The following is a 26,021-nucleotide window of genomic DNA, read 5'->3' on the forward strand; positions in this document are numbered from 1 at the left end:
CATTAGGTCAAAACAATGAACGATACTACTGCTAAACCAGCACTTCCAGATCATCTATCAGGCAACCCTCGTAGCCCGTTTTTTGTCGCTGAGTGTTTTGAACACCAAATCGGCATTCGCTTCAACGGTAAAGAGCGTAACGATGTTGAAGAGTACTGCGTGAGCGAAGGTTGGATCAAAATTGCTTCACCTAAAGCCCTTGACCGTCGTGGTCAACCGCTTCTAATCACTCTAAAAGGTGAAGTGGAAGCTTACTACGTTTAAGTAGAAAAAGACGAAATGAATTAAGGTCTAGTATTACTAGACCTTTTTTGTTTGTGTCAGACTGGGGTTGGATAAAAGTACAGAATAGACTTACGACTCTTCCTCAAACACAACATTATAGTTCTCGGTGTACGTGCAGTGAGGTTGACGGCTACAAGTAAAGAAGCGTCGCCCTTTAAAATCACCGTGAGCTGCGGTTTTGATTACCATTGGTGTGCCGCAACGTTTACAAAAACGAACTTCACGATCAGGTTCAATCAAATCAATGTGTGCGGCAAGCAAACGGCGTAATTTACCTACCTGGTAACTCATCTTGATGTTCCCACCAATCAAAGGAAGACCTGCCGACTTACAGACATGCATTAGTAGTTTTTGGCGCTCAATCTTACCCTTACTTAATGGTGAACCATCATCCAATTCAATGATGACGCGAGCTTCAAGTGTTCTAGGGTCACACACTACATAATCAAAATAGCTTTTCGCGATACGGTTACTTGCGATAAACCAACGTTTTTTATCCGTCTCTTTTGGCGTAACAACGCTACTCATCATTACTTTAGACATCACAATACCGTGCTGCCCTACGGCCGTAGTCAGCGCGTTATAAAAGACCGATTCTTTGCTGTTTAGCAAAGGGCCTTTCTTTTTAAAAGAACTGTCTTTGAGATCTTGCTGCTTTAAATAACGGTGATGAATAAAATAGTAAAAAGCAGCAAAGATGATAAGTAAAATGGCAACGTATTCCATTGCGAATTAACCACCTTCTGGTTTCGAATGTCTCGTTAATATTACCTGTAATCAAACGCCCAACAAAGCCCATTTATTTAGGTTAACCTCTTAAAACTCAAAGTTAACAGGCAGCTTGAGTTTGAACATTTCATAAATCCCAAGAGAAATTGGTGACCAAACAACCAAAGTCATTACAATTTCCTCACTTCTTTACTCATATTCCGCTAATTGTGTGCAAAGAATTCAATTAATTGGTATGGTTATCAAAACAATAACAACGTATGACAGCCTTTGAACGTCAAAAAGCCAATTATCGAATTTCGCGAGCTCAACAAGTGGTATGGCGATTACCATGCTCTAAAAAACATTAACCTGAGTGTAGCCTCTGGGGAAATCGTCGTAATTTGTGGCCCTTCCGGCTCAGGCAAATCCACTTTAATTCGCTGTATCAATCACCTCGAGGATTTCCATCAAGGTGACTTAACTGTATTTGAACAACCTGTTGGAAGTAAACAAATCAAGCCCGGTAAAGTCGGCATGGTTTTTCAACATTTTCATCTTTTTCCACATCTCACCGTATTAGAAAACCTAACGCTATCCCCTATTCGCACGCTAAAGCTTTCCAAACAAGAAGCTGAACAGCGTGCGATGAGCTATCTCGAACGCGTTAATATCGCTGAACAAGCCCATAAATATCCGATTCAGCTTTCAGGAGGGCAACAACAGCGTGTGGCTATCGCCCGTTCACTTTGCATGGAGCCCGATATTCTTCTGTTTGATGAACCGACATCCGCGCTTGATCCTGAGATGATCAACGAGGTTCTCGATGTCATGGTTGAATTAGCGCAATCCGGTATGACCATGGTGTGTGTGACTCATGAAATGGGGTTCGCAAAAAAGGTGGCCAATCGCGTCGTCTTTATGGATGAAGGAGAAATCGTAGAGATTGATGAACCAAATCGTCTATTTAACGAACCACAGCACCAACGAACTCGTTCATTCCTCAATCAGATACTGAGTTACTGATGATTGTTCGTATAGTAAAACCCGCCCTTCAAGCCATATTGCAAATTGCGATAATCATTCTCGCGTTAGTATGGATTCTCGACTCTGGCGCCAAGGCCATGAACTATCAATGGCAATGGGATCGCGTTCCAGACTACATCGCTTTCTATGAAGATGGCGAGTGGTGGCCAGCCGAACTTATCGAAGGTTTACTGGTTACGATACAAATCTCTGCCTTAAGTTTGGTCTTTACGCTGATATTTGGCTTGGTCACAGCACTCCTTCGTATGAGCCAATCAAGCGTGGGGCGATTTCTTGCCACCAGCTATGTTGAGATTATCCGTAATACCCCACTACTGGTACAAATCTACTTACTCTATTTTGTCTTCGGCCCAATTTTAGGACTTGATAGATTTAGCACTGCTGTGCTGGCTTTATCTCTCTTTCAAGGCGCCTATACCGCCGAAATCTTGCGTGGCGGATTACAAAGTATTTCTCGAGGACAATTTGAAGCAGCGAAAACATTAGGGCTGTCACCATGGTACACCTACAAAGATGTGATTCTGCCGCAAGTGATTCAGCGAACCTTACCACCTCTCACTAACGAGGTTGTTTCGCTCATCAAAAACTCCTCAATCGTCAGCGTTATGGCGATTTTTGACCTCACAACAGAGGCACGCAATATAGTTTCCGAAACGGCGATGCCATTTGAAATTTGGTTTACTGTTGCGGCAATTTATCTTGCACTTACCCTTTCACTTTCTGCTCTTTCAGCATGGTTAGAGCATAAACTTGGAGCCAGTTGGCGCAAATTATAAGGAGATAACATGAAGTTATTCAAAGCGACCATCACTGCACTACTAGGACTTGCGCTTGCACTGCCTGCGATGGCAAATACAGAGTCTAGTGATACGCCAAATCTAGATAAAATTAACGAGCGCGGCACACTGCGTGTCGGTATGTCGACCTTTGTTCCGTGGGCAATGAGAGACAAACAAGGTGAATTAATTGGTTTTGAAGTCGACGTAGCAAAACAACTTGCCGCCGATTCCGGTTGGAAAGTCGAATTTGTTCCAACCGCTTGGGATGGCATTATTCCCGCTCTACTAGCGAAGAAATTTGATGTCATCATTGGCGGTATGTCAGTCACGCCAGAGCGTTCAAAAAGCGTCCTTTTCTCTGCGCCTTATTCGCATTCAGGCGTTCAAGTAGCTGCAAACAAAGAGCTTGCTGAGGGCTTTAGTGAATTCTCAGACTTTAACTCTCGTCGTATCAAAATTGCCGCTCGCCGAGGCGCATTTACAGTGCAAATTGCGCGTGAAACCTTTCCAAAAGCTAAGATTCTTCAATTTGATGACGAATCACAAGCGTTCCAAGAAGTGCTAAATGGCAATGCGCACGCCGTTGTTGCATCGAGCCCAAAACCTGAGCATGAAACCATCAAACATGCAGATAAACTGTTTCTACCATTTAGTGAACGTTTATCACAAGGGAATGAAGCCTTTGCCGTACGTCTAGATGAAGCCGATAAAAAAGCGTTCTTTGATCAATGGATCGAGAAACGCACTCAAGATGGTTGGTTAAAAGAGCGCTATGAATATTGGTTCTCAACCCTTGATTGGCAAGACCAAGTCGCACAAGGTCAATAGCGGCAAATAGATAGCAATAAATAGGAATTATCAGTGATTAAGCACTCTTCCACGCCAATGATGCCACAAAACCGTATGGCAAAACGTATCAAACCACTAGACATCATCTTACTGGTCATGTGCGCTATGTTTGCATTGTGGATATACCACCGCTCATCTGAAGGGGTTAACTACATTTGGCATTGGCAAGAGACATTCTCATTACTGTTTACTCCTCGAGCGGATGGCGGTCTTCCCTACTTTTTCCAAGGGTTGATCGCTACGATTCGATTAAGCATTTGGGGAATCGTGCTTGCACTCGTTGTTGGTACGTTATTAGGATTGGCGAGATTTTCATCCTCACTATGGTTAAATAAACCAGCCAATGTATTCATTCAACTGGTGCGTAACATTCCCCCATTGGTGTTCGTGTTCATATTTTATTTCTTCATTTCTAACCAACTGATCCCGCTGCTTGGTTTGAGTGAAGTATTGCGTGACTATTCTGGGCAACCTAATGCGATACAGTCTTTTCTATTCGGCCCTGCAAACCTGTGGGAAAACCTACTCTCAGGCGTATTGTGTGTAGGTCTACTCTCTTCGGCTTATGTAGCGGAAGTTGTGCGCTCAGGCCTAAACAGCATCGATGATGGGCAATGGGAAGCGGCAGATTCATTGGGTATGTCGGCTTGGGTCAAATATCGTTACGTTATTGCGCCGCAGGTGCTTAAGGCCATTACTCCTGCGCTTGCTGGACAAACTATTTCCTTAGTCAAAGACACGTCGATTGTCTCACTTATCTCAATTCAAGAAATGACCTTTGTGGGAACGGAAATTGCGAATTCATCTGGGTTTATTTTCGAGGTCTGGCTGATTGTTGGCTTTGCGTACTTGGTGCTTTGCTTTGGACTATCACTGTTTTTCCGCCATCTTGAAAAGCGTCATCAACGGTAAAATGATAAGACAAAAAAAGGGAGCCGATTGGCTCCCTTCGTTTTAACTGCTTTGTGACTGACTCACTTTGCGTAGTTGAGACAGATATTTAATCCAGCTTTTTGATTGTGAACTTGGTGTGATATTGTCGGCCTTCTTCGCCTCAATCAATGCTTGTTCATATTGATTAAGTTTGTAGTAAGCACGAGTTTTCGCGAGTGCGACTTGCTCTTTTCGTCCTTCCACTTTATCCAACACAGCCAATGCTTGCTGATAATACCCTTCCTGCACCATCAACTGCGCAACGTTCCAATGGTATTTACCATCAAATTGCGCCGCTTTTTGCCACTGTTTTAGCGCTTTATCCCATTCACGGGCATGCTGCCAGTAACTCGCTTGCGTCACAATCAAATCAAGGTCGCTATTCGCTCCTTCAAGTTGACTGATTTCAATCGCCGCTCGCTCAGGAATGCGTTGCTGAGCATACAATTGCGCCAATAACTTACGATCTTGCTGTGATAACTCGACACCTTGCTGCTTAGCAATCGCTAAACTGCTCAATGCGCCTTTGTTGTCATTCACTTGCATTTGCAAGCCAACGAGTTGCCGCCACCAGTTCACTTTATCCGGTTGCAGTACAATCAGTTTTTCGATTGTCGGGATAGCATCTTTGTAGAGTTTCAGTTGCAGTTGAGCGCCCAATTTAAGCGACAGAGGTTGAAGCTCATCCTTGGTTTGTAAATAGCGATAGTTATCAACTGCAGGGATCACCGGTTTCCACTCACTCAGCTGGTAATGTGCTTGTGCAACTCTCAGCCACAACTCGTCTGTTTTTTGCGTTTCCGGCACTTGTTTCAACAACTGATAATAATGTTGTAGCGCTTGTTTGTACTGTTGATCGCTCAACAATAAGTCCGCCAACATTTTTTGCGTTGTCCAAGCTTGCTCATCTTGTAACTGCTTAGAGTTCACCGCATCGCTCAACTGCTTTATTGCAGGTTTTACTTGGCCATCTTGCCAATAAAATACACCGAGCATTCGAGCCACAAACGCCTTGTCATAAGCACGAGATGTTTCAATCGCATTTAATGCACTAATTGCCGATTTGAATTGCTCTTCTTGAGCCATTTGATTGGCTTTTTGCACACGAACAGCCGTGTATTGGCTTAGCTCAGCGGCAACAGCAGCAAAAGTATTTAAGCTCAATAAGCCGATTAAGAATGTACGTTTAATCATTTTGCTAACTTAAACTCCAATCTCACCGTTTGACCAACTTGGGCAAGTGCAGAACCGTTTTCTACTTTCGGCTGATATTTCCATTTTTTGAGTGCGCGTACAGCTTCTTTCTCAAACATACGTCTTGGATTGGCATCAAGCACTTCAACATCAATCGGACGCCCTGTTGGATCAATGGTAAATTTAAGTACCACATAGCCTTCTGTGCCACGGCGCAATGCTTTAGCAGGATAACGAGGTTCCACACGATACAAAGGCATAACCTGTTGGTTAACCCCAAAGTCACCGAATTTAGGCACGTTGATCGCTAAGCCATCAATACCAGTATCCAACCCAAGCGCAGGTTGCAGAGACATTGGCGACACACTAGCCGTCTCAGCTCGCGCTTGTGATACGTCCATTTGTTCCGGCACTTCTGGTGGCTCTGGTTGTTCAGGAACACTGCGTTGACGTCGCTGAACGTCTTGCTCCGCTTCCATCATCACCATATTAAAGCTCACCGATTCGCTTGGCTCTACCGCTCGACGGTGGCCGTTGTCCACCATCCACGCCATAAAGCTAAACAGCGCAAGCGCTATGGCTCCGGCAATCGGCAAAGAAAGTAAAAGACGAATCACTACTTCTTCTCCGCCGCCAATGCGATATTTTTCACTCCTGCACCTTTCGCCGCATCCATCACTTTTACGACAGTGCCGCTGTAGGCGTGTTCATCCGCTTGAATCACCAATGAAGCGTCAGGTTTATCCAGCAATAAGTGTTCTAATGTCGCTTGCACGCGTTCAGCGTCAACAACACGCTTATCAATATAAATATCGTTTGCTGATGTAATCGCGACAAAAATGCCCGCGTCTTTTTGGCTCACAACATTTGAAGCTTGTGGTCGATTCACTTCAACACCCGCTTCACGAACAAACGAACTGGTTACGATAAAGAAGATCAGCATGATAAATACAATATCAAGCATCGAAGTAAGGTCGATTTGCGCCTCTTCTTGTTTATGTTGGCGTCTACCGAGTCTCATCGCTGACTCCTTAGTGATTTTTCTAGTTTAATTTCTTTGAGTTGGCAGGCTTTCGCCAGACGTGCATGAACAAACATACCCGCCAATGCGGCAACCATACCCGCCATTGTTGGCAAGGTCGCTAAGGAAATGCCCGAGGCCATCAGCTTTGGGTTGCTACTGCCTTGGTTCGCCATGACATCAAACACTGAGATCATGCCCGTCACCGTGCCAAGTAAGCCAAGCATTGGGCAAATCGCCACTAATACTTTGATCATGTTTAGGTTTTGGTAAAGCGCCATATGCGCTTGTGCAATCCAACTGTCTCGAATCGACAATGCATACCAAGAATGCTGTTCTTCTCGAGCATGCCATTGACCAATCCATTTGGAGCGCATTTTCGGGTATTGGATAGTGAGGAATAACACTCGCTCGACCACCAATACCCAACAAATAAATACCACTGCACCTAACCACCAAAGTACCTGACCGCCCTGCTCCATAAAGCTCTGTAGCGATAGCATCCAGTCGCTCGACTGAAGGCTATGGGGTAACCATGATAAGGAAAACAGTGAAGACATTACGCAGCGTGCTCCACAGCTTTAGGTGGCGCTTGATTTACTACGCTTGCTTTTTCTGCTTGCTCTGCCACCAAACCAATACCTTGTTTTTCAAGAATATTGCGAATATTTTCGGCCTGAGAGCTCAATACGTTATGCGCAAGTAGCAGTGGCATCGCCGCCACCAAACCTAATACCGTTGTCACTAGAGCCATTGAAATACCACCAGCCATTACTTTCGGATCGCCGTTACCAAATTGAGTGATCACTTGGAAGGTTTCAATCATACCGGTTACGGTGCCCAGCAGACCAAGCATAGGTGCTAAAGCCGCAAGCAATTTCAGCATGGACAAACCACGCTCTAAATGCGCTTGCTCATCAACGACAGCCTCTAATAGGCGCAATTCTAATGCTTCAACGGTGCGGTTTTGCTCCTTGTTGTACACAGCAAGAATACGACCGAGTGGGTTGTTTCCAGGCTCAGTTGGCGTTTTCAACTGCGCGCGAATTTTTTGACGAGCAGCCGCTAAACTTACGCCACGCACCAAAGTAATAATCGCACCAACCGCTAACAAGCCAAGAATGATCTGACCAACCACACCACCCGCTTGTAAACGATCCATCAAGCTTGGTGTTAGCGCTAACTGTTCTAGCATTACACCGCGAGATGGGTCGACAATCAGCTCGCTCACTTGACCTTGTTCAATAGACGACAAGCTCGCAGCTGTAGGACCATTTTCTGGTTGCTTAATATAAGCGGTCGCCTCATTACGAGCACCATTCCAAGCCAAATAGCCTTGTTCGCCAACCAGACCAATTGCGCCTAGGCGCAACGCATCCACTTGAGTTTTCTTGCCTTCACCATCAATCAGAGCAACGTTTACTTTCGCAATGTTATCACTCGCTTGAATTTGCTCATCCATCGCTTTCCATAGTGCGGACAATTGCGGCATTGACGGCAGTGTTGTCGCCGCAATAATTTGTTTAATTTGAGCGTTAAATGACTGAGCGTCAGCACCTGTTACTGAAAAATCAAGTTCACCTTGAAGCTCTTTAGCATTTTGACGGACAACACCAAATACTTCGCCAAGGCTGCCCGTTTCTAAACGCAACTGCTCTTCTAATCGAGCAAGCTTATCTTCATTTTGACTAAACGTTTTCGCAAGCTTGTCGTTGTCCGCTTGCAGATTATTGCGCTTCGCAACCAGTTTCGCTTTGATGCTTTTTAGCTCTTGCTCTGACGCTTTAAAGCCAGACTCACGAACTTTATTATGCTGAGCTTGTTGCTGGTTCTCTTGGCGAGCTTCGCCAGTAAAATCACTCGAAGCAAAGGTTGGCAGTGACAATGCACTAATGGTTAGCGCCGCCGCGATCAATGTCAGTTTCATTATTTCACCTCCGCGATGAGAGACACCGGCAAGGTGATTAAACTTGGCGCGACTTGCTTAGACGCAACCGCAAATGCTTTGTCTAGTTCCGCTTTCATTGAACTATCAACTTCAATCCAGCGGTTTTGTTTTTTATCCCAAGACCAGAACGTACTGCCGTTTAGACTGCGAGCAACCAGCGCGATACGACCCAGATGCAAAACGTCCGCTTCACGGATTTCACCATTAAGATCGATCTGACCTTGATAAATACCGAGCTTAGTGCCGTAGTCCATTTCGATTTGGTACGCTTCTAAGATGCGACGGTATTTTTCAGCGTCACTCACGTCTGCACGTGGCATTAGCGCTTCTAGTTTGGCAATGCGTTCCTGACGTTGTTCGATTTTGATCGGCGCATCTTGCTTAACAATTTGCTTTAAGCCATCAATCATTTGATACATCAAAGGCACTACGCCTTGACGGGTGATCTTAATATCTTCAATTTGACTTGAGATACTCGTCATTTCTTCGCCTTGGTTCGCGACCAAAGCCTTTAAGTGTGCTTGGTACACCTCAAGATTCTTCACTTCTTCTTGCAGTTGTTCAATTTCAGCCTGAAGAGATAGAGCCGCATCCGCGCTTTTATCAATACGTTGCTGACTCACAACAGAGCTCGCGTTAGTTTTATTTTGAATCGCTTGAGCACTATCAAGGCTCGAGGCTGATACCGGGCTTATTGCCGCAGCGACAAACATCGCCAAACTGGTTTTAAATAAGTTCATAATCTTAAAATATTTAATAAATCAACAATCAATAGAGCTTGATTGACGCTTGAAATCTTAATTTTTGGTTGATAAATATTATCATTAATATTTAGTGGCGAATAGCTATTGCCATCACTAGTTCACTGGCCAATGTCAGAAACTAGAAAACACCGCCCGGTTAAGGGCAGTGTTTATCTTAATTTCAGCTATTCAATTAGAACGTTGCATTCACTGAGAACTTGAAGCGACGTTCGCTACCATAATGAACATCAGTTACTACGCCTTCAGTAGTGCTACCACCAGTGCCCGCAACGTAATCTGTATCAAATAGGTTTTCAATATTGAAACGGAAATCCCAGTTTACGTAATCGCTCTTGATTGAGTGTGATGCACCAGTATCAAAACGAACATAGCTATCTAATTTAACTGTGTTTGCATTGTCTGCCCAACGCTCACCCTCGTAGAATGCACCCAAGTTAAATGCGGTGTTTTCTGTCAATGCATAGCGGGTCCACACTGAGCCTGACCATTCTGGTACGTTTGCTGGTGCTTTGTCTTGGTATTTATCATGCTTATCAAAATTCGCATCCAAGTACATACCTGACATCATTACGAATAATTTGTCTGATACTTGACCTTGCGCACCCAGCTCAGCACCGATATGACGTTGGATACCATTTTGAGTTGTGATACCACCCTCAGAGATGCTGATATTACTTTTTTCAATGTCAAACGCAGCAGCAGTTAGTAGTAGGCGACTATCCATCAATTCCCACTTAGTACCCACTTCATATTGACGGCTTTCTTCAGGTTTACGCTCAGTAACTGAACCATCATCGTTAACTACATTGTCAACTGGGTTAAAACTTTCCGAGTAGTTTGCGTAAATACTGCCGTTATCACTTGGATGATAAATGATGCCTGCTTTTGGTGAGAATGACTCACTGTCATTAGCCCCTTTTACTACTTTATCTGTGCTAGTCGTGCCATCAGCAAAGTACATATCGTAGCGACCACCAACCAATGCCTGCCATTGATCGTTAAACGTCACCAAATCTTGAACGTAGAAACCATAGTAATTGTTATCACTTTCGTAAGGTTCTGTCGCGTTATGGTAATCAAGACCCGGATTTACCGGATTTTCTCCCGGATTAACATCAATAACGGTTTTGTTTTTTACACGAAGTTGGGCGTAGTCATAAAACTGTCCGTTAACACCCAATAGTACCTGGTGATCCACATTCAGTGCAGTGAAGTCACCGTGTAGGTCTGCGTGGAATGCTTTGGTTTTCCATGTATCGTGACGGTCAAATGGTTTGTTTAGGATATAGCTTCCATCAACGATAGTATTTGCAGTTGGCGTTGGCATTGAATCGTAACGATGACGCTTCATTTCTTGAGAGTTAAAGCTCAAGTTAGCACGCCATTGACTACTTAGGTAAAGATCTAAATCTACGCCCCAGTTTTCAACATCATTCTCAATAAATGACCAGTTTGCATCTCGAATCGTGTCACGGTCGCCAATGACATTACCGTTTAGATCTAACCACGTACCCGTGTCTAGTGGTGCTTTGTCGTTGGTTTTTTCATAGTTGAACGACACCAAACCCCAATCAGAAAGGTCTGCTTCAATGACACCGTAACCTAAGAAACGATCACGCTCACGCTCTTCGCCAGTCGCATATTTACGACTTTCAACCGAGTCTTGCTTTACCATGACTGTACGGCCACGAACTGTACCAGATTCGTTCAATTTACCTGATACATCGATATGATGATGCGTACTACCAAGGTCATCAAAGTTAGTACCAAGGTTTACTCGAGGTGCTTCCGTTGGCTTTTTAGAAACCATATTGATCAAACCACCCGGCGCCGCACGGCCATATAGTAAGCTTGAAGGGCCTTTGATAACTTCGATGCTTTCTAGCGTCTCAATCGGCAGCATGTAATGGGTAAACAGTGAATGACCATTGCGTAGGTAACCATTGCTTGACGAAAGTTCAAAGCCACGAAGGTAAAATACTTCACGGTTCCATTTTTGCGTACCTGCACTCACGCTCGCATCATTTTGTAGCGCTTCGCCTAAAGTAGTTGCCAATTGCTCTTCCAGAACGATTTCTGGGATCACATTAATCGACTGAGCAGTATCAAGCATACTGGTATCTGTGCGCATCGCACCTGTTGCACTGTCAACTTTGTAGTCATTGAAGCTCTGTGCGTGTACCACAATAGTCTCATCTACTGGCGTTTCTGTATTTTGCGCATTAACCGCAGATGTGCTCAGTGCCAATACGACTGCACTGCAAATGGTTGTTACTTTGAAATTCATTTTAGTTTCCTACTCCTTTTGTCATTAACAATGACTTGGAATGCTTACCTTAAATAGAAATGATTTAACGAACCTGAACACTGTTGTGTGGTTCACATCTGTCTAAATCTGTTATTGGAATCTGTATCTTGGTTCTATTTAGGTTGCAGCCCACTGCCGCTGCTTTATTTCGAAAAGGAATATAAGTGATAATTACTATCATTAGCATTGAATTTACATTCTTTGCATTCGTAAAATTTGTAAACATAAAAGCACGCTAATTAGCGTGCTTTTTCAGTTGGAAACCAAAGCTCTATATGCAAACCACCTTGCTGCCGATTACGCGCTTTTACTTGCCCTCGCATCAAATGCATCGCTTCTTTAACGATAGCGAGACCAAGACCATAGCCGCCTGATTTCTTATCTCTTGATGATTCAATACGTGCAAACGGTTGAAATATGTTTTCTAACCATTGTTCTGCAATACCTGGCCCATTGTCTCGTACCACAACGACCTGATAATCAGTGTCCTGATCACTCTTATGACACAACACCACTTCGATAGTCGCCCCTGCTCCAGCATACTTAATGGCATTGCCAATTAAATTGCTGACGCAGCGAACTACCAAACGTTCATCGGCAATGGCCTGTATTGATTGCTCGGGTGGCCAAAATAGCAATTGTTGTTCTTGCTTTAATGACAACTGACTCTCTTCTACCTGAGCGCTAACGTAACTCTCGAGAAGAACCGGCTTTAGATCGACTTCATAGCGCGCGTTTTCAATTCGCGAATAGGTGAGAATTTCATCCACCAGCGCATCCATCTGTTCAACTTCCCGCTCAACGCGCTCGACCAAACCTAACTCTTCTTCAGACACTTTGCGCTTTAACAAATGCAAAGCGAGATTTTGTCGTGCCAATGGTGTGCGTAATTCATGAGAAACATCGCGAATTAACCGTTTTTGTTTTTCGGCCAAAGAATGTATTTGCTCACTCATTTGATCAAAGTCTTCAGCTAACTGATTAAACTCGGTCACTTTCGAGTCCAGTTCATCAACAACGTTGACCTTAAATTCGCCTTGCGCCAACTTGTGGCTCGCTTCACGCAAGCGATTCAAAGGCTGTTGGAGTTTACGAGCGAGGATAAAAGAGAACAGCACTACGACAAGCAGCGCAATAAAAATCTTACTGACCAAGAGGTAGTTTAAGAAACGATGAGCCGGATGCCATTCGCTAGGAAGCTGCAATACTAGAGTATTACCATTCGCCAGCGGCATTCCGATAAGAGGCTTTGCAACGCGTTCGCCCATGTTGGCGCCAAGCTCACGTAGATATTTCAGCTTAAACGCAAAATGTGGGTGCATATCTCGATGTGTGATTGGCTGATTGTTTTTATCTAGGATAAACAAATAAATCGGCTGGGCATTTTCCCAGTCCGCCAGTTCATCAAGATCGCCCTCTTCCAACATCACATTCGCTTGATAAGCCAGATCGCGAAATTCGGTTTTAACCTTATCAGGCAGCACTAATACGGTGCGTATCAGCGCCTGTTCCGTTAATGATTGAAACAGTAAGATACACAACACCACACCAGACATGTAACAAAATAGCTTGAAGGCTAAGCTACGTCGGTTTTCAAACAAAAATGTCACCCCAGACCAAGACACAATTTAATCTCGTACCGATGAGACAAAACTATAGCCTTTGCCTCGAACCGTTTTGATGTGCTGTTTTGACATACCCGCTTCGACTAATTTTCGACGTAAATTGCTGATATGCATATCTAGGTTACGATCAAATGGGCTCAGTTCTTTCTTCAAAACTTCGATTTGTAACTCGGCTTTAGAGATCACCATTCCTTCGTTTCGCACCAGATAATTAAGCAGATCCGATTCTGTTCCGGTAAATGGTAATCCCGAAATCGCATCGCCAAAACTGCCGGCAACGGATGGATTGGTTTGACGTTGTTTTTCTAAGCCCACGCGGCGGAAAATCGCTTTAATGCGAGTCAGCAGCTCTGGCACTTTAAATGGCTTAACCAAATATTGGTCCGCTCCGGCTTGATAGCCATCAAGCATTGACGCTTCATCATTTAGTGCCGTCAGCATAAGAATGGGCGTTGCAAAGCGCTGACAGATGCGACGAGCAACCTGAAAACCATTCAATTGCGGCAACATAACATCTAGCAACACTAGATCTACTGAGTTTTTTTCGATGTACTGCAATGCGCTTTCACCACAGTGAACGCAAGTTACTTGATACCCTTCAAGTGTGAGAACATCAGAGATCAATTCACACAGCTCGATATCATCATCAACAACCAGAATTCTAGACATTTTTATTCGCCACCAACAAAACAGGCGCTGATTCTAAATCGCAATTATTATCAGTACAAGTAAAGGCACTATGGAATTTCTTCAGACAAGAAAAAGCCCGGCAATTTACCGGGCTATTTGATTATGCTGCTGCGATGTCAGGCGATGCGTTTTGTTTATTTACCCTTCTGCGTTGCATCAGATAAACCAAGCCAAACAACAAGAAAGCTGGAATCCACATCCACTCTTTTCTTACGCGTTCGATTGGCACACGCACATCCATAATTTGTTGGTCAAATTGCAGGCCTGCCGCTTCTGCTGGGCTGGCAAAGCTGACAATATCAATCAGGGTTTGATTGTCTTGCTCGTACGTCGCAATACCTAAAGCGTCCAGTTTGTCTTGACCTGTTTCGCCCTCTGGCACCTCAAACAATACCGAGAATTCACGCATTTTACCCACTGCATCCTCACCACTAATGCGCATGCGAATAACACTGCCCTGCTCTAGCGTTTCAAGTGTTTGTGCTAATTCTACCGGAGCGGTCGATTGATAAGGCTCAATCACTTGATCAACCCAATACCCCGGACGGAATAAAGTGAATGCGACTAATAGCAATAAGATGTTTTCGTACCACTTATTACGCGTGATAAACCAGCCCTGAGTCGCCGAGGCAAAGATCAGCATCGCAACCGTGGAGATAATGAATATCGCGACGCCATGAGCAAAGTCGACATCGATCAGTAGTAGGTCAGTATTAAAGATGAATAAGAAAGGCAGTGCCGCGGTACGCAAACTATAGTAGAACGCAGTTAAACCGGTCTTAATCGGATCGCCTTTGGAAACTGCAGCGGCCGCAAATGAAGCTAAGCCGACCGGTGGCGTCACATCCGCCATAATACCGAAATAGAAAACAAACAAATGCACGGCAATCAATGGAACAATAAGACCATGCTGCTCACCTAGTGTCACAATAACTGGCGCCAACAAACTTGATACCACGATGTAGTTCGCTGTAGTTGGTAAACCCATGCCTAGGATCAAACTCAGAACTGCAGTCAAAAGCAGCATTAAAACTAAGTTACCCATCGACAAAATTTCTACTAGGTCAGCCAAAACAAGGCCTACACCCGTTTGAGAAACCGCACCTACGATGATACCCGCTGTCGCCGTAGCGATGCCGATACCAATCATGTTGCGTGCACCAGCAACAAGACCTTCACGTAGATCATCGACGCCGTCTTTTACACTGCCGTAATTATGTTTACCGTCTTTACGCATCCAGTTAAGTAATGGACGTTGCGTAAGTACGATAACAATCAGAATTACCGATCCCCAAAATGCAGATAGCCCTGGCGACAGACGCTCAACCATCAAACACCAAACCAATACCACCACTGGCAATAAGTAATGCAAACCAGAGAGCAACACTTGGCGCGTGTTCGGCAACTGATCGAGTGGTTTGTCAGGGTCTTCCGCTGCTAATGGTTCATTACTCGCTGCGATTTTTAGCAAACCAAGATATACCGCACCTAGCAATACCGCCACACCTTGAAGGGTATAGTCACCAAGTAATGGTTTTAGCCAACCGAGACCATAATAAACAACTAACGAAATACCACTCACTAGAGCAATGCCAAACGCCAAACCAACCAGACGATACAGCCAAGGCTTTGAGCGTGCGCTATCAAGTGGCTGCATACCCAGTTTTAACGCTTCAAGGTGCACAATATACAGCAGTGCAATATATGAGATTGCTGCAGGTAAGAAAGCATGTTTGATGATATCAACATAAGTAATACCCACATATTCCACCATCAGGAACGCAGCTGCCCCCATTACTGGTGGCATAATTTGCCCGTTCACGGAAGAGGCAACTTCTACCGCACCCGCTTTTTCTGCGCTAAAACCAACTTTGCGCATCATTGGAATCGTAAACGTCCCGGTGGTCACTACGTTGGCAATCGAAGAGCCCGAAATTAAACCGGTTAAACCCGATGCAACAACCGCAGCTTTTGCTGGGCCACCACGCAAATGCCCCAGCATACTAAATGCTAATTGAATAAAGTAATGTCCTGCTCCCGCGCGCTCAAGCAATGCACCAAACAAAACAAACAAGAAGACAAAGCTTGTCGATACCCCAAGCGCGATACCAAATACACCTTCGGTGGTGATCCATTGGTGGTTAGCGAGTGCATCAAGCTGTACTCCTCGGTGCGCTAAGATACCCGGCATCCAAGGGCCAGCCAAACTGTACACAATAAACACAAGCGCAATAACCGGCAACGCAGGTCCAAGCACTCGGCGAGCGGCTTCAAGCAGCAGCGGTAAACCAATCAATGCCGTTGCGAAATCACCCGTTGTCAGAATACCCGGACGAGTCGCTAACTGTTCGTAAAGGACAAAGAGATAAAGTGAAGATGCACAAGCAACCAAACCAAACACGATATCAGTATAAGGAACACGGTCGCGAGGAGAGCGTTTAAACGCAGGAAAAACCAAAAAGGCGAGTAAAAGTGCAAAACCTAAGTGAATAGCGCGAGTTTCAGTGTCGTTCATGACACCAAAACCAATGATAAAAGGCAGTGGTGAGGCAATCCAGAGTTGGAACAATGACCAAAATAGCGCCAATAGCGCAATGGATTTCGCCATTACACCACCCGGCAGTCGTGCGCCAACATCTTGAGCTATCAACTCTTCAGCCGACGTCGGAGCTGAAGTTGCAGACATCGGTTTATCCATAAACAATCTCAACAAACTAAAAGACTAAACCCCATTCAATGGACTCGTACGGAGCTTAGAAACAAAAATAGGAAAATAAATGATGAGAGAAAACGTGGATGCCACGCTTTCTCTCGATGATTTCAGTTAGATGTATTACATCCAGCCGCGTTCTTTGTAGTAACGAACCGCACCTTCGTGTAGTGGTGCTGATAGACCTGCTTGCATCATCTCTTCTTCAGATAAATGATTGAATGCAGGATGTAGACGTTTGAAACGATCCAGATTGTCAAATACTGACTTCACTAGCTGGTATACCAACTCAGGATCAGTTTCAGCGGTTGTAGAAAGTACAGCTTTACCACCAATTGACGGGACATCATCAGGGTTGCCACGGTACATACCGCCAGGAATTACCGCTTTGGTAAAGTAAGCTTTATCGGCGAGAAGTTTATCAATTTCAGGGCCTGTAACCGCAACTAATACCGCATCAGTTGTGGTTGAAGCTTCTTGAATTGCACCATTTGGGTGACCAACAAAGTAGCTCATTGCGTCAATGTTGTTATCACTCATCGCAGAAGCTTGCTCTGCAGGTTTAAGATCAGAGACAAGGCTAAATACTGATGGCTCCCAACCTTTCTCTTTCATGATTTGCTCAAACGTATCACGTTGGCCTGAACCTGGGTTACCAATGTTTACGCGTTTGCCTTTTAGCTCATCAAGTTGCGTTGCATTTGCATCTTTGCGAGCAAGGATAGTAAAAACTTCGCTCTGAAGTGAGAACACTGAACGAATGTTATCCATATCGCCACTGTTTTGGAAAGGAGCGACGCCATTCAGTGCTTTGTATTGGTGATCCGATTGCATGATACCGAAATTATACTCACCGCTACGCAGACCGTTTACGTTTGCCACACCGCCACCACTGGCTGGTGCATTACATTTGATGTCAGCACCTGCACGGTTAACAAAGCGACAGATTGATTGACCAGCCACATAGTAAACGCCAGTCTGACCACCAGTTCCGATAGTCACAAACTGCTCAGAAGCATTTACATTCTCACTTAGTGAGACGCCACCCAAAGCAATAGCGCAAGCTGATACAAAGGTTAATCCTTTCATCTAAAAATTCCTTTTCAAACATCATTGTTTCACCCTGCAAGACAAAAAGTAGAAAATAGGTCATTTCCGCAGAATTAAAACAATATAAATCCAGTATTAATCAGTATTTCGGATAATAATTCGAGGTAGACACCGTTAAACGCGTTATAGCAACGTCTGCTTTATCTAAAAAATGTTTTGCTTTTTGCATCATCTTAGATACCTCAAAGTACAAAAAATTAACACATGAATTAAACATCGAATAGAGAGCAAAACCATTCAATTCTCACCTAGCAAGAATGCATACAAAATTCACTTAAAAATACTAGCGAGATTTTCGAACAAACATCACGCTAACCTGATGTTTTAACTGATGTTATGAAAATTAGTGGCAGAATTTTTATATTACTCATCTAATGAGAACAAACGTGTACAAACACACGGTTTTTTCATTTATTCGTTCTCACAACAAGATTAAAATGGAGTGAATTGGCTATACCAAACGACTTCAAGGTGCGGGATTTCCACACATATTTGGCGTCGGATAAATTGAGAGAGTAATTACATGGCATTAACTATTGTTGGTCATCGCGGTGTTGCTGGTCGTTATCCAGAAAACACCCTTGTCAGTATCCAAGCGGCCATCGACCTTGGATTGAAGTGGATTGAAGTGGATGTACAACCGACCAAAGACAATCAGTTAGTCGTCTGTCACGATCACACGATTGATCGCTGCAGCAATGGCTTTGGTCGTGTTGATAGCTATACCCTTGAGGAGCTGCAACAATTTGACTTTGGTGGATGGTTCGCACCTGAATTCAACTTTCAACCGATACTGACCTTAGAGCAACTATTAACCTTAATTGCTCCGCTTGATATTGGATTGAATATTGAGGTCAAGATTGATACCAACAACTACCAAGATGCCGTCAGTGCCCTGCAAAACACACTCACAAAATTCAATTTACCTACCCAACGTATTCTTATTTCAAGCTTCGATCATGCCACTCTACGCGCAGTTTACTCAGCTAACCTCGGCTACCCAATTGCCGTCTTAAGTGAAAAGCTCTCAAATCAAGATTGGCAATTACTTGCAGAAATCAACGCGGTTGCTTGTAACCTCAATGCCAACAAAACAAACAAACAACAAGTCGCCAAACTGCAAGCGGCGGGCTATCAAGTGTGGTGTTTTACGGTAAACAATCCAAACAAGTTAAAACACTTGAATAACCTTAATGCCATCTTCAGTGACTACCCTGAACGATTTTTAAACTAATTCATTTATACAGTACATACAGTACATACAGTACTGTACAAGCTTGAAAGCCGATGCGAATCAAAATTTTGCATCGGCTTTTTTATTTGGCACATGAAAATAAATTCTACCATTTCAATTAGATAGCTTAGATATCACGAAATACTTAAATTTAATCGTTCAAATATCACACAAAAGCTATTGACCATAAGGAACAAAACAACTACTGTATACACATACAGCATGTATATAAGGACAGTTACCATGATTCATTCACATACTCAAAGTCGCACTATCTCTAAGTACAATGTTTTGGCGCAACCAACTCAACCAATGAATATTGATGACTCTGTGATGAACCGTCTTGCCGGACTGTCTATGCAGCAGCAATGGATTTTCTTTACCGCTGAATGCCCTCGCCCTGATTACTCGCAATTTGCAGCCTCTAACGTTAGCTGCCAAAAAATCATTCAGCTAAAACCATCTCACTCTCAAAGTGAGGTTCAAATCGTGATTAAAGCCATTCAATCTGGAAACGCAAGTGCGGTGGTTGCTTCATCGCAAATTGATAGCGTTAATCAATCACTACTATTACAACTTGCATTACGTCATGGCTGTGAAGTCTTTTTTGTTGAAGGCAGAGCACACAAGTTCCACTAAGTTAAGATCAACAAAATCCAGCACTGTCTTTGCCCCAACCTTGCGTTGGGGCTTTCTTTTTTTGCGATTACTCAACCAAAATGTATTGAGCTAATGTCGCTTCTTTTCATTGTTCGGCATCAGAAAAACTTTTTACGCAAACGTTTGCTTTTTATCTGGCGGCTATTTTCTTTTCTGGTATGATGCTTTGCAAACGTAGTATTCAACTCATCTAAACGATAGGAATGTTTCATGAGCCTCGCAGATCAAGTCCTCGCCGTTAACGACGATCTTCCAATTCGCACCAACAAGCCTGTTCACAGTGGTAAGGTACGCTCAGTCTACTGGCTGACAGAAGAAGACAGCCAACGTTTAATCAAGGAAAAAGGTTATGATGTTGCACCTGATGCGCCGTTGGCGATTATGGTGATCAGCGATCGTATTTCTGCTTTCGATTGTATTTGGCGTGGTGAAGGTGGTCTAAAAGGTGTACCGGGTAAAGGCGCAGCACTCAATGCCATTTCTAATCATTGGTTTGAACTATTCAAACAAAACGGCTTAGCTGATAGCCATATTCTGGACATCCCTCACCCACTCGTGTGGATCGTACAAAAAGCGAAACCAATTAAGATCGAAGCGATTTGCCGTAAGTACATCACTGGCTCAATGTGGCGTGCATACAGTAAAGGGGAACGTGAATTCTGTGGCATCGAACTGCCTGAAGGTCTAGAAAAAGACAAAGTCTTACCTGAACTACTAATGACACCATCAACTAAAGGTATCTTAACGGGTATTCCTGGTGTGCCTGAAGCTGATGATGTGAATATTACTCGCAAGAACATTGAAGACAACTTCGCGGCCTTTAACTTCTCATCCGTCGCGGATATCGCTGAATATGAAAAGCTGTTGAAACAAGGCTTCAAAGTTATCAGTGATGCATTAGCCGCTGTTGATCAAATCTTCGTCGATACAAAGTTCGAGTTTGGCTATGTTAACGACGCTGCGGGCAATGAAAAACTGATCTACATGGACGAAGTGGGCACGCCTGATTCATCTCGCATTTGGGATAAAGCGGCGTATGAGCAAGGTGAAATTGTTGAGAACTCAAAAGAAGATTTTCGTCAGTTCTTACTTAACTTCTTCCCTGACCCAGACATTCTACTCAATAAGGATCGCATGCCTGAACGTGCAGCACTTGCGCGTGACAATGAGCTGCCACTAGAAGCGCTTATGGGTGTATCGAAAACTTACACGGCTATTGCGGAAAAAGTGACTGGTCGCCCAATCGTACTGAGCGCAAATCCAAAACAAGAAATCATTGATATTCTTGGCTCACAATATGGTCTTATCGACTAGCGACGGTTTAATACGTAACATTGCAAAGCGCCCTTTTTAGGGCGTTTTTTTATAGTGAAGTTTGCTCTTTAACGATACTATCGCTGCCATGATTGCAATGACTGACTTTCACTATGGATTTTCTTGCCCTTTCTCGAATTAGCCTAAAACATCTAACGGTGTTACACGTCATGCTTAGCAGCAATAGCGTGACACAAACAGCAAACACCTTATGTGTAACGGCTTCGAGTGTCAGTAAGATCCTTAGCCAGCTTCGAGCACAATTAAACGATGAACTCTTCTATCGTGATGGGTCGCAGCTTGTCCCTACGCCATTCGCACTCAGTATTGCACCGCAAATCCACAAAATTCTCGCCAGTATGAACGGTATTTTGCACCATGGCGATTTCAAGCCAGAGACATTTAATGGATCAATTTCTCTCTCCATGCGTGAGAGCACCTTTGAGCTATTCGCTGGTAAGCTCAGCCAGATTTGCCAACAACTCCCCTCAGCGAACCAAATCAAAGTCTACGCGAAAGAGCAGATGAGTTTTGATGCGCTAATTCGTGGGCAAGTCGATTTCATGCTGTTACCACATGACATCAGTCAACCGCCAACTAAAAGCCATGAGCTCGTTTGGCAGCAAATATTAAGTGATGAAATGGTGTGTTTAATGAGCCCAAACCATCCATTAATCAATGAACTATTGACTGTCGATGCTTATCTCACCTACCAACATATTGGCATTCACGATAAAGACTTGTCGGAACCCTTCTTTGAGCAAAACTTAAAGCAACAATATGGTGAGCGTAAAGTGGCAATCTCGGTATCAGATTTTGGTTCAGCCGCCGTGATGTGTCATCAGTCGACTTACTTACTCACTTGCTCAAAAATGTGGGCGAACCAAGCATATCAAGCACAAGGTTTGGTACAAAAACCACTGCCATTCGAATATGGCAAAGTCGCGTATAGTCTAGTTTGGAATCAAGCAAGCCTGAACGATCCTGCTCTGCAATGGTTGCATTCATTAATTGTTGGAAAATAGCTAATAAAGCTATTTCATGACTAATATTGTTACTCTTGTAAATACAGCGCACCGGTTTATCATTTTTAAACCGTATTTATTGCTTATAAAATTAATGACCTACCGAATAAACTGATAGCTGTTTTATGCCACTTATCATACTGGTCGCTTCACTCTACGACTAATGTCTAACCGCCTAATCCTGTTTGTTTTTTCCTTTGGTAAGGTATTCACAACTGAAACCCATAAGGAATTTTAGTAAATGGTTGGTCTGTAGCTTTTATTTATCAATGCGTTTTAACATTAAAATAATAGAAACTTATTGATAATTATGACTACCAACCTTCAACTACAAATAATAATAACGACACTCATATAAAAACATTAATCGCGTTCTTTGCCGAAGAGGATATATAAACACATACTCCGCGCAGTCTTCGAGCTGAGAAAAATTACGTTTGTTGAAATACACATTTCAGATGTGTGAGCGAAAGGAATCAAAATGAGTAGCACTTTAGAGTCCGTAGATATACGAACAAATAAGCCTCAAGCTAACCAAGACGAACCCTCTTATGAACAGCAGCATAAGCCAAGATCGGAGTTTGGTTCCCGAGAACAGTATCTCGAGCATGAATTACAAATCATGGCGCCTAAACGCTGGCGTCCTAATTTGCCATTCAAAGATTATCGATTTGAACTAGAAGACACAATCCCTGCAATGGCGGGAACCATTGGTAAAGTGGTTATGGTAGGCGCAATTGCTGCAACCTTTGCGGCCGCTTTCGGCCTAAATGAAGGTTTTATTTTAGAAAACGTTCGTTATGAATTACTCATCGCTTCAGTTTTCATTATTCTTTTCTCTGGTTTTCTACTACCTACTGCTAACCTTGCAGGCACACATGGCCCGCTGATCCCTTTAATTCCAATCGTCGTTGCGGCAGGCGGACACCCTATGGCTCTGGGGTTGATGATCGGTGCTTTTGGTTTAATCTTAGCCATCAGTAAAGGTGGCAGTATATTGGCAAATCTCACCAGTAAAGGTGTGTGTGGCGGTCTGTTGCTCTACCTTGGCTTTGTTGGCACGGTTTCTCAAGTTAAGAAACTCTTCGCTTGGGCTGAAGGAATTGGCATGAGTCATATCGCATTTGTTGTGATTTTTTGCACCATTATATTATATGCATTATTGGAGCATTTCCGTAAACGTTGGTTAGCCGTGCCTCTTAGTTGTTTATTAGGTGGTAGTTTAGCGTTTGCTATGGGCGCTCCGTTTTCTTTTCAAACCGAGCCAGGTCTGCCTAATATGAACCCTATGTATTGGTGGGGTGAAAACACAGGCTGGATGCTAGGCTTACCCACATTTGAACATTTTATGGTGGTATTGCCGTTTGCTATTTTGGCCGTAGCGATGTGGTCACCGGATTTTTTAGGTCATCAAGTGTTCCAGAAAATCAGCTATCCAAAACGCACTGAAAAAGTACACATGAACATTGACGACACCATGACGACAGCTTCTATTCGTCAAACGTTCGGTTCTCTGCTTGGCGGCGCAAATTTCACCTCGTCATGGGGTACTTATATTGTGCCTGCCGCTATTGCTAAACGCCCTATTCCTGCCGGCGCTTTGTTAACGGCGCTGTTCTGTATCATTGCCGCTATCTGGGGTTATCCAATGGATTTAGCGATTTGGCAACCTGTACTCTGTGTTGCGCTAATTGTTGGTGTATTTGTTCCATTGCTCGAGGCGGGTATGGAGATGACGCGTGAAGGGAAAACCACCCAATCGGCAGCGATTGTTGTCTTTTCTTCCGCGTTGGTTAACCCAGCATTTGGTTGGTCTCTCACCATGCTATTAGACAACTTAGGCTTAGTCGGCTGTAAAGAACGCAGCGGTGAACTGAGTAAAATGAACCGTTGGGTGCTACCCGGCATTATGTTTATTGTGCTCACAAGTGTGATGGCGTTAGTTGGTCTTCTTCCTGGACTACCTGCAATTATCCCAAGTTTCCGTTAGTTAGACACTTTTTAAGACGAATAGAACGGTTTAGTGCGATGGTACTAAACCGTTTTTGTCTCAATCTTTGTTCGATCATTTACTGATTCATATATTATTAGTCTGCAATTGCGCTGATAGCCTATGGTTCCTATTTAGATGGCATTTTGAATGCTTAGTCACCCTTTAGGTGCTTTAAGTTATCGATTATTAATTGAAGCAATATGACGACGAGTGCTTTGCAGTGAAGAGATTGCCAGCTTTATAGTTACTGGCACAAAGACTAAAGCCTCTCACTCGCTGCAATGTTGCGGTGTGTGAATGAATACAAACCTTCACATTACCTACCTTTTGCGGCGCATCTCACATTAACTCACTGAATTTCCATTGAGTTAGCCGCTTCTCATTCTCTATATTTCTATTATGGAGATCATCGTGAGCGGCTTATGGGACAAAACCTCGATATTCAAAGCATTTATGTTTTGGTCAAAATGTATGAACTACGTAACGTTAAACTCGTTGCAGATGCGTTAGGAAAAACGTCCAGTGCGATCAGTAAGATTTTATCAAAGCTTAAGTTGCACTTTGAAGATCCTCTGTTTATCCAAGGTCGGCATGGTTTTGAGCCTACCACCTTTATGGATACCAACCTTGCCCACCTTGAGCATATATTGGCGACCTTTGACTCCATTCAACATACCGAATTTTCGCCGCAAACCTTAAAGCAAGAAATCATCCTTTATGGGCACGCCCTGTTTTGGGATAACTTTGGCGATAAACTCTACCTTGCCCTACGTAAAGATGCGCCGTTAGCGAAAATCTCAATGCGCCAATGGAGTTTAGAGGCTCGCTCACGTTTGGTCGAAGGTGAAAATTCCGTTTTATTCAACACTTATGATGAAACTCTACCGCAAGTCATATTACAAAAATCCATCTGTGAAGTTTCCCCAACGTTTTATGTGCGTAATGATCATCCCGCACATACGCTTGAAGAGTTAACTCACTATCCGTTTGTGATCACCCGCAACCCAGGTTGGAATGACGTTCGTTATCCGATGTTAGAACGTCTCGCCGCAATTGGTTACCGAGTCACGCCGACCGTGGAAGTCGAAAATACACTCGCGATCGAAAATATTGTGCGAAATTCCGATCATTACTCTTTTACGATGTCACGCCTGATCCCTGATAACTGCCGTGGTATTGCTCTACCTAAATTATCAGATATACGCGTTAAGTGCGTTATGAGCTACCACAGAGCCAAACAAAACGATCCTCAAAAAGAATGGCTATACAACACCTGCCACCGCGTACTCAACCAACAAACTGAATAAGTCAACGCCAATTTATTCACTTAATTGGTTATTTTTCTTTATTAATAGGCCCTGATCGTTCGGGGCCTATTGCTTGTTATCGTCCGTGTTACAAAGCTTCCACCAAAATAAATTATTCACCCATCGCATTAATTCGACGCAAATCACATAACTTTCCAAAATGGAAACCCTAGCTTTCCTCTACATGTGATCTATATCTCGGTAATATCATTCCTGTCGAGAGGGGAAACCCGCTAAAACAATCAAACAACAAGGTAAATCAATTATGAAAAACGCACTCATCATCGCTCTATCAGTATTCTCTGTTTCTGCTTTCGCAGCTGGCGGCGCAGCGTCTAACAACGGCTTAAATGGTGACTTGATTCAACAAGCAACAGCGGCAGGTCTTTCTACCGAGCAAGCCGTACAAGGTGTCGCAACCGGCCATATTAGTGAAGGTATGACCGCTGAGCAGATGCTTAACACGGTGCGCTAATCAAACGGCACACGCTGAATAATCTCAATCCAATATCTCAAT

24 protein-coding genes are annotated in these 26,021 nt (G+C 43.7%); 12 read left to right on the forward strand and 12 right to left on the reverse strand.

Features of this window, described 5'->3' with window-relative positions; all coding sequences use genetic code 11:
• The first annotated feature begins 15 nt into the window (after positions 1 to 15).
• Positions 16 to 264, forward strand: a complete 249-nt coding sequence (locus Vt282_RS07390) for a DUF3297 family protein (protein ID WP_162046284.1) — start codon at positions 16 to 18, stop codon at positions 262 to 264.
• A 90-nt stretch (positions 265 to 354) separates the two neighbouring features.
• Here Vt282_RS07390 and Vt282_RS07395 read toward each other — a convergent pair whose 3' ends face one another.
• Positions 355 to 1,011 carry a DUF2726 domain-containing protein gene (locus Vt282_RS07395; RefSeq protein WP_162063008.1) on the reverse strand — a complete coding sequence of 219 codons (657 nt, stop codon included), beginning with the start codon at positions 1,009 to 1,011 and terminating at the stop codon, positions 355 to 357.
• 273 nt (positions 1,012 to 1,284) lie between these two features.
• Between Vt282_RS07395 and Vt282_RS07400 the strand changes: the two genes are divergently transcribed.
• From Vt282_RS07400 to Vt282_RS07415, 4 genes are read left to right on the forward strand one after another with little or no spacing between them, the layout of a single operon-like run.
• On the forward strand, positions 1,285 to 2,019 hold the full coding sequence (locus Vt282_RS07400; protein WP_408647255.1) for an amino acid ABC transporter ATP-binding protein: 735 nt from the start codon (positions 1,285 to 1,287) through the stop codon (positions 2,017 to 2,019).
• Positions 2,019 to 2,816, forward strand: a complete 798-nt coding sequence (locus Vt282_RS07405) for an amino acid ABC transporter permease (RefSeq protein WP_162046282.1) — start codon at positions 2,019 to 2,021, stop codon at positions 2,814 to 2,816. The genes Vt282_RS07400 and Vt282_RS07405 overlap by 1 nt, the downstream gene beginning before the upstream one ends.
• Positions 2,817 to 2,825: 9 nt before the next feature.
• Positions 2,826 to 3,647, forward strand: coding sequence for a transporter substrate-binding domain-containing protein (locus Vt282_RS07410; RefSeq protein WP_162046281.1), 822 nt, complete (start codon positions 2,826 to 2,828; stop codon positions 3,645 to 3,647).
• 57 nt (positions 3,648 to 3,704) lie between these two features.
• Positions 3,705 to 4,580, forward strand: coding sequence for an amino acid ABC transporter permease (locus Vt282_RS07415; protein WP_162063702.1), 876 nt, complete (start codon positions 3,705 to 3,707; stop codon positions 4,578 to 4,580).
• Positions 4,581 to 4,622: 42 nt separating this feature from the next.
• On the opposite strand, the gene Vt282_RS07420 is transcribed toward Vt282_RS07415, so the two are convergent.
• The 11 genes from Vt282_RS07420 to Vt282_RS07470 all read right to left on the reverse strand — a co-directional run bounded on the left by Vt282_RS07420 (position 4,623) and on the right by Vt282_RS07470 (position 17,950).
• Positions 4,623 to 5,795, reverse strand: a complete 1,173-nt coding sequence (locus Vt282_RS07420; protein ID WP_162063009.1) for a tetratricopeptide repeat protein — start codon at positions 5,793 to 5,795, stop codon at positions 4,623 to 4,625.
• Complete coding sequence (locus tag Vt282_RS07425; protein WP_162063010.1) at positions 5,792 to 6,412, reverse strand: energy transducer TonB; 621 nt, start codon at positions 6,410 to 6,412, stop codon at positions 5,792 to 5,794. The genes Vt282_RS07420 and Vt282_RS07425 overlap by 4 nt, the downstream gene beginning before the upstream one ends.
• Positions 6,412 to 6,816, reverse strand: coding sequence for an ExbD/TolR family protein (locus Vt282_RS07430; protein ID WP_162046278.1), 405 nt, complete (start codon positions 6,814 to 6,816; stop codon positions 6,412 to 6,414). The genes Vt282_RS07425 and Vt282_RS07430 overlap by 1 nt, the downstream gene beginning before the upstream one ends.
• A complete protein-coding gene (locus tag Vt282_RS07435) occupies positions 6,813 to 7,376 on the reverse strand; it encodes a MotA/TolQ/ExbB proton channel family protein (protein WP_162046277.1) in 564 nt (187 codons plus the stop codon). The genes Vt282_RS07430 and Vt282_RS07435 overlap by 4 nt, the downstream gene beginning before the upstream one ends.
• Positions 7,376 to 8,743 (reverse strand): MotA/TolQ/ExbB proton channel family protein, encoded by a 1,368-nt coding sequence (locus tag Vt282_RS07440; RefSeq protein ID WP_162063011.1) that lies wholly within the window; start codon positions 8,741 to 8,743, stop codon positions 7,376 to 7,378. The genes Vt282_RS07435 and Vt282_RS07440 overlap by 1 nt, the downstream gene beginning before the upstream one ends.
• On the reverse strand, positions 8,743 to 9,504 hold the full coding sequence (locus Vt282_RS07445; protein ID WP_162046275.1) for a DUF3450 domain-containing protein: 762 nt from the start codon (positions 9,502 to 9,504) through the stop codon (positions 8,743 to 8,745). Before Vt282_RS07445 ends, Vt282_RS07440 begins: the two co-directional genes overlap by 1 nt.
• Positions 9,505 to 9,700: 196 nt before the next feature.
• On the reverse strand, positions 9,701 to 11,815 hold the full coding sequence (locus tag Vt282_RS07450) for a TonB-dependent siderophore receptor (protein WP_162063012.1): 2,115 nt from the start codon (positions 11,813 to 11,815) through the stop codon (positions 9,701 to 9,703).
• Positions 11,816 to 12,075: 260 nt separating this feature from the next.
• Positions 12,076 to 13,392: an ATP-binding protein gene (locus tag Vt282_RS07455; protein ID WP_174855837.1), complete on the reverse strand. Its 1,317-nt coding sequence runs from the start codon at positions 13,390 to 13,392 to the stop codon at positions 12,076 to 12,078.
• Positions 13,393 to 13,464: 72 nt separating this feature from the next.
• Positions 13,465 to 14,130 (reverse strand): response regulator transcription factor, encoded by a 666-nt coding sequence (locus tag Vt282_RS07460; RefSeq protein ID WP_162046273.1) that lies wholly within the window; start codon positions 14,128 to 14,130, stop codon positions 13,465 to 13,467.
• 121 nt (positions 14,131 to 14,251) lie between these two features.
• Complete coding sequence (locus Vt282_RS07465; RefSeq protein ID WP_415663419.1) at positions 14,252 to 16,837, reverse strand: TRAP transporter permease; 2,586 nt, start codon at positions 16,835 to 16,837, stop codon at positions 14,252 to 14,254.
• Between the two features lie 147 nt (positions 16,838 to 16,984).
• Positions 16,985 to 17,950 carry a TAXI family TRAP transporter solute-binding subunit gene (locus Vt282_RS07470; RefSeq protein ID WP_162046271.1) on the reverse strand — a complete coding sequence of 322 codons (966 nt, stop codon included), beginning with the start codon at positions 17,948 to 17,950 and terminating at the stop codon, positions 16,985 to 16,987.
• Between the two features lie 544 nt (positions 17,951 to 18,494).
• Between Vt282_RS07470 and Vt282_RS07475 the strand changes: the two genes are divergently transcribed.
• The 7 genes from Vt282_RS07475 (at position 18,495) to Vt282_RS07505 (ending at position 25,979) form a co-directional block, all read left to right on the forward strand.
• On the forward strand, positions 18,495 to 19,205 hold the full coding sequence (locus tag Vt282_RS07475) for a glycerophosphodiester phosphodiesterase family protein (protein ID WP_162063014.1): 711 nt from the start codon (positions 18,495 to 18,497) through the stop codon (positions 19,203 to 19,205).
• A gap of 243 nt (positions 19,206 to 19,448) precedes the next feature.
• The gene (locus Vt282_RS07480) at positions 19,449 to 19,844 is read left to right on the forward strand and encodes a SulA-like leucine-rich domain-containing protein (protein ID WP_162046269.1); all 396 of its coding nucleotides are present in this window, start codon (positions 19,449 to 19,451) and stop codon (positions 19,842 to 19,844) included.
• 231 nt (positions 19,845 to 20,075) lie between these two features.
• Positions 20,076 to 21,179, forward strand: coding sequence for a phosphoribosylaminoimidazolesuccinocarboxamide synthase (locus tag Vt282_RS07485; protein WP_162063015.1), 1,104 nt, complete (start codon positions 20,076 to 20,078; stop codon positions 21,177 to 21,179).
• 113 nt (positions 21,180 to 21,292) lie between these two features.
• Positions 21,293 to 22,204, forward strand: a complete 912-nt coding sequence (locus Vt282_RS07490; RefSeq protein ID WP_162063016.1) for a LysR family transcriptional regulator — start codon at positions 21,293 to 21,295, stop codon at positions 22,202 to 22,204.
• A 481-nt stretch (positions 22,205 to 22,685) separates the two neighbouring features.
• Positions 22,686 to 24,194: a DUF3360 domain-containing protein gene (locus tag Vt282_RS07495; RefSeq protein ID WP_162063017.1), complete on the forward strand. Its 1,509-nt coding sequence runs from the start codon at positions 22,686 to 22,688 to the stop codon at positions 24,192 to 24,194.
• A 425-nt stretch (positions 24,195 to 24,619) separates the two neighbouring features.
• Entirely contained in the window at positions 24,620 to 25,504 is an 885-nt protein-coding gene (locus tag Vt282_RS07500; protein ID WP_162063018.1) for a LysR family transcriptional regulator, read from the forward strand.
• Positions 25,505 to 25,769: 265 nt separating this feature from the next.
• Positions 25,770 to 25,979 (forward strand): hypothetical protein, encoded by a 210-nt coding sequence (locus Vt282_RS07505; protein ID WP_162046263.1) that lies wholly within the window; start codon positions 25,770 to 25,772, stop codon positions 25,977 to 25,979.
• Positions 25,980 to 26,021 lie beyond the last annotated feature (42 nt).

Origin of the sequence: Vibrio taketomensis (assembly GCF_009938165.1) — a bacterium.
GTDB lineage: Bacteria > Pseudomonadota > Gammaproteobacteria > Enterobacterales > Vibrionaceae > Vibrio > Vibrio taketomensis.